This is a genomic window from Actinomycetota bacterium, assembly GCA_023488435.1.
Lineage (GTDB): Bacteria > Actinomycetota > Coriobacteriia > Anaerosomatales > UBA912 > UBA912.
Genome location: JAMDCK010000047.1, coordinates 1 through 4,995, shown reverse-complemented (window position 1 = coordinate 4,995; position 4,995 = coordinate 1). Strand labels below are relative to the sequence as shown.

Here is a 4,995-nt window from a genome sequence, read left to right as displayed (position 1 = left end):
CACGCTTACTAGGGTAATCAGTGGCACAGGTGTCACTCCGCTGGGCTTTAGCACCAGCTTGCCCAACTCAGGGGTCTTGCCAAGAACCGCCAGCACCACCCACAATGACATCTACACGATTGCCGTGCCTTGGACCACCGAGCCAGGCCCTTACAACGCATCCGTAGCCTACACCGTAACCCAGCAGTAACCTATCACCTTCAACATTAGAGCCCCTCGGGCAACGAGGGGCTCTAATCATCTCCAGTAACTCCCGCATCACTCTCGAGCTTCTCCCCCGCCTTCTTCCATTCGTCGGCGGCGGGCCTCGGTGCGTGGATCGGACTTCTTCAGTCGACGGGCCCCTGTAAGGTGCCACACAATCCTGCCCAGCAGTATTGATACCACGGCTCCTGGCGCAATCAGTGCCCACCACGGGATCATCCACACTACACGGGATTCGACCACGGGCTCAGCTTGCTCAATGATGTTGCCTTCCTCGTCGACCTCGTATACCTCGGCTTGTAGGGTATGTGGTCCGATTGGCAGGCCATCGGCAAGTACGCGTCCTTCAAGCAGCCTATTGCTGCCAGCGAAGACCAGTGACCCCAGCAGCGGCTCCTCTCGGGCGACTTCACGCTCGTTGCGGTCGAACAACACGGAGGCCACACTGACCCGCTGATCGAGGTTCCCGGTGTTCCGTAGCGTCATGTCGAAGGGCACCTCGTTGCCGAACACCACAGCAGGCACCACCAGCGGCCGCACGCTCATCCTCTTGACGTGTTCGCCGGAGACCCGCATCTGTATCCGGCTACCTACTCGTCCCCTGACTTGCGTGACCGCCCCTTCGGCGCCCTCGGCCAGGTCGAACCTCTCGAAGAAGAGGACGACGTTGTGGTCCCCGGGAGCTACACCCATAGGCGGCTGGAAGGCGAACTCCACCGGGATGCGCTCGCCCGGCTCCATCTCCAGGTATGGGGTGTTCCCGATAGCTTTCGCGTCTGCGGGCATGCTCAGCCTGACCCAGGCGGTTGGGCGAGCCGCGAAGTCCGGATCATCACGATTGGGAGTCACGTAAGTGACCTCCCCCTCTTCATCGATGACCTGATAGGCCGTGTAAACCATCACCCTGATCGGTTCTTCGCTGGGATTGATGACGGTGACTTCGCCAGTCATCTCCTGCCCGGGATCCACATCGAAGGCGAACGATCCCGCCGAGATAGCTATGGTGCGAGGCTGAGCCGGAACCGCGGGTGTCGCCAAAGGCCCAAGCAGCGCCACCACTACCAGAACGCTAATCGGCAGAAAACGCATGTACCGGGGGCTCACTAGATCCCGACCGCCTCTCGAAAAGCGCGCGCCTGTCTGCGCGCAACGGGGATACGGCTTTCATCGCGATCAGAAACCACGACCACGAAGGAGCCGTCTTCTCTGACTATCTCCTTAATTTTGTCGAGGCTGACCATGAACGAACGATGTATACGCACGAAATTGTCCTTCACAAGTCGCTCTTCCAATTCACCCAGCGTCATGTCCACCAGGTACTGGTTCTCGAAAGTGTGTGCGTACGTCGACTTATTCCGCGCCGACATAAGGACGACATCGTCGATTGAGAGCAGCACCGTCTTCCCGCCCTTTCGCACTGCGAGCTTCCGGAACTCACTTTCTCCAGCCCTGGGTCCTGCCATTGCCACCTGTCGGCTGTTTCTGGCCAGGGACTCGACGCGTGCGGCAAGCTCGGCGACGCTGAAAGGCTTGGTGACGTACTGCTGAACGCCTTGCTTGAAAGCGAGAATCTTTGCGAGATCCTGCGTCTTGGCGCTCAGCATGATCACTGGGATGCTAGCGGTCGCTGGATTGTTGCGAATCTCCATCAAGGCCATCCAGCCATCGACCCGAGGCATCATGATGTCGAGTATCACGACATCGATCCGCTCGCGCGCCAGCACCTCGATGCCTTCGCCGCCGTCGCCGGCGCTGTACACGACCATATTCTCGATCTCAAGGCCCATCTTGATCATCTCGACGATGAGTTTATCATCATCAATCACCAGGACATGGATCGGGTCGTTCGTCATGGTCTCACCGCCTGAGTCGCCGCGCATACGAAAAATCAACCGTTCATCTTCGCATTATGCCACTGAGTATACTCTATCGCGTCCACCAGGTACTGGTTCTCGAAAGTGTGTGCGTACGTCGACTTATTCCGCGCCGACATAAGGACGACATCGTCGATTGAGAGCAGCACCGTCTTCCCGCCCTTTCGCACTGCGAGCTTCCGGAACTCACTTTCTCCAGCCCTGGGTCCTGCCATTGCCACCTGTCGGCTGTTTCTGGCCAGGGACTCGACGCGTGCGGCAAGCTCGGCGACGCTGAAAGGCTTGGTGACGTACTGCTGAACGCCTTGCTTGAAAGCGAGAATCTTTGCGAGATCCTGCGTCTTGGCGCTCAGCATGATCACTGGGATGCTAGCGGTCGCTGGATTGTTGCGAATCTCCATCAAGGCCATCCAGCCATCGACCCGAGGCATCATGATGTCGAGTATCACGACATCGATCCGCTCGCGCGCCAGCACCTCGATGCCTTCGCCGCCGTCGCCGGCGCTGTACACGACCATATTCTCGATCTCAAGGCCCATCTTGATCATCTCGACGATGAGTTTATCATCATCAATCACCAGGACATGGATCGGGTCGTTCGTCATGGTCTCACCGCCTGAGTCGCCGCGCATACGAAAAATCAACCGTTCATCTTCGCATTATGCCACTGAGTATACTCTATCGCGAAATCCCGCGATGTGAGCCAGAAGCTGCTAGGGGCGCGCTCTCATCCACTCGTCCATCGCTATGGCAGCGGTCTTGCCGGCCCCCATCGCTAGGATTACGGTGGCTGCACCGGTCACGATGTCGCCCGCCGCATAGACGCCCGGCTTGCTGGTCGCACCGTTCTCATCGGCGATTATGTAGCCCCACTTCGAGAGCTCGAGGTCGGGGGCGGCGGTTGAAAGCAGTGGGTTCGCACGGGTGCCCACGGCCATGATCACGGTGTCGCACTCGATCGTGAACTCCGAGCCAAGCACGCAGACCGGGGCCCGTCGGCCGCTCGCATCCGGTTCGCCGAGCTCCATGCGCGTGGCGACGATGCCGGTCACGAACCCGTCGCGCCCGACGATCTCACTGGGCGAGCAGAGCATCTTGAACTCGATGCCTTCCTCGCGCGCGTGGTGGACCTCCTCGTGCCTGGCGGGCATCTCGTCTTGGGTGCGACGATAGACGAGGAAGACCTCCTCGGCACCTAGACGCAGTGCCGTGCGAGCCGCGTCCATCGCGACGTTGCCGCCACCGACGACCGCGACCTTCCGGCCGCGCCATACGGGCGTGTCGGCCTTCGGGAATTCGTATGCGGACATGAGGTTGACCCTGGTCAGGAACTCATTCGCCGAGAAGACGCCGTTGAGGTTCTCGCCCGGGATGCCCATGAAGACCGGCAGACCCGCTCCGGAGCCGATGAACACCGAGTCGAAGCCGTCCTCGCCAAGCAGCTCGTCGACGGTGACGCTTGCGCCCACCACGATGCCGCACTCGATCTTGACGCCCATCTGGCGCAGCGAGTCGATCTCCGCCTCAACGATGTGCTTGGGCAGGCGGAACTCGGGGATGCCGTAGGTCAGGACGCCGCCGGGGGCGTGTAGCGACTCGAAGACCGTGACCTCGTGGCCGAGGCGCGCAAGCTCGCCTGCGCACGCCAAGCCTGCCGGGCCCGAGCCCACGATCGCGCAGCGTAGGCCGCTGGGATCGCCAGCCTGGGGTACACAGCGATGGTCGAGCTGGCAGGCCAGGTCCCAATCGCCAAGCCACCGCTCGAGACGACCGATCGCGACGGGTTCGGACTTGCGCGCCAGGACGCACACGATCTCGCACTGCTCCTCCTGCGGACATACACGCCCACAAACTGCCGGCAGAGCGTTACGCTCCTTGAGCGCGGCGACACCAGCAGCGTAGTCACCCTCGATTATCTTGCCGATGAACTCCTTGATGTCGATGCCGACGGGGCACCCTGCGATGCACGGTGCATCCTTGCACTGCAGGCAGCGTGCGGCTTCGGCGCGGGCCTGCTCCTCGGTGTAGCCGAGGGCGACCTCGTCGAAGTTGGCCCTGCGCTCAGAGGCCGGCTGCTCGGGCATGGCCGTGCGCGGGGCCCGCGAGGGCCTATGGCGTGGGGTTCCTTCTACAGATGACATGCGCACCCCCTGGAGTACTCGGCGTCGGCCTCACGCTCGACGTCGACATAGATACGCTGACGACTCATCAGCTCCTCGAAATCGACCTCCCAGCCGTCGAAGTCCGGGCCGTCGATGCAGCCGAACTTCGTCTGGCCAGCGACGGTCACCCGACAGGCGCCACACATCCCGGTTCCGTCGACCATGATCGGGTTGAGCGAGACGGCGCACGGGACGCCGTGCTCCTTGGCGGTTGCTGCACAGAACTTCATCATAATCGCTGGCCCTATCGCCATCGCTTGGTCGATCGCGCCCGCCTCGGCGAGTCGCTTCAGCGGTGCGGTCACAAGACCCTTCTCGCCAGCAGAGCCGTCGTCGGTCACGACGATGAGCTCCTTGAGAGGTAGGGCCTCGAACTGCTCGCGCAGGATGAGCAGGTCTGAGTTGCGCGCGCCGAGGATGACGGTGACTTCGTTGCCCTCGGCAGCCATGGCGCGGGCCACGGGGTACGCGACCGCCGCGCCGACTCCGCCGCCGATCACGGCAACTCGGCCGAGCCCGTGCGTATGGGTCGGGACACCAAGCGGCCCTACGATGTCGGAGAGCGTGTCCCCGGCCTCGAGATGCGAGAGGATGTGGCTGGTCTTGCCGACCCGCATGAAGATGAAGCGAATCCAGCCCTCCTCGGCAGACCAATCGGAGAAGGTGAAGGGGACGCGCTCGCCCAGGCCGTTGACGCGCAGGATGAAGAACTGCCCCGCGCGCACCTTGCGGGCGACCCTGGGCGCTTCGACGCA

General features: G+C 62.0%; 5 protein-coding genes. All 5 read right to left on the bottom strand.

Translation table 11 applies throughout. The annotated features are described in order from the left end of the window. Window positions 1–258: 258 nt before the first annotated feature. The gene (locus M1617_06700; protein MCL5887958.1) at window positions 259–1,308 is read right to left on the bottom strand and encodes a DUF916 domain-containing protein; all 1,050 of its coding nucleotides are present in this window, start codon (window positions 1,306–1,308) and stop codon (window positions 259–261) included. Continuing rightward, window positions 1,308–2,084: a LytTR family DNA-binding domain-containing protein gene (locus M1617_06695; GenBank protein ID MCL5887957.1), complete on the bottom strand. Its 777-nt coding sequence runs from the start codon at window positions 2,082–2,084 to the stop codon at window positions 1,308–1,310. Before M1617_06695 ends, M1617_06700 begins: the two co-directional genes overlap by 1 nt. An 8-nt stretch (window positions 2,085–2,092) precedes the next feature. Beyond that, window positions 2,093–2,710, bottom strand: a complete 618-nt coding sequence (locus M1617_06690) for a response regulator transcription factor (protein ID MCL5887956.1) — start codon at window positions 2,708–2,710, stop codon at window positions 2,093–2,095. 81 nt (window positions 2,711–2,791) lie between these two features. After that, window positions 2,792–4,219, bottom strand: coding sequence for an NADPH-dependent glutamate synthase (gene gltA, locus M1617_06685; protein ID MCL5887955.1), 1,428 nt, complete (start codon window positions 4,217–4,219; stop codon window positions 2,792–2,794). After that, window positions 4,207–4,995: sulfide/dihydroorotate dehydrogenase-like FAD/NAD-binding protein (locus M1617_06680; GenBank protein ID MCL5887954.1), on the bottom strand; the 789-nt coding region annotated here is incomplete at its 5' end. The genes gltA and M1617_06680, both read right to left, overlap by 13 nt.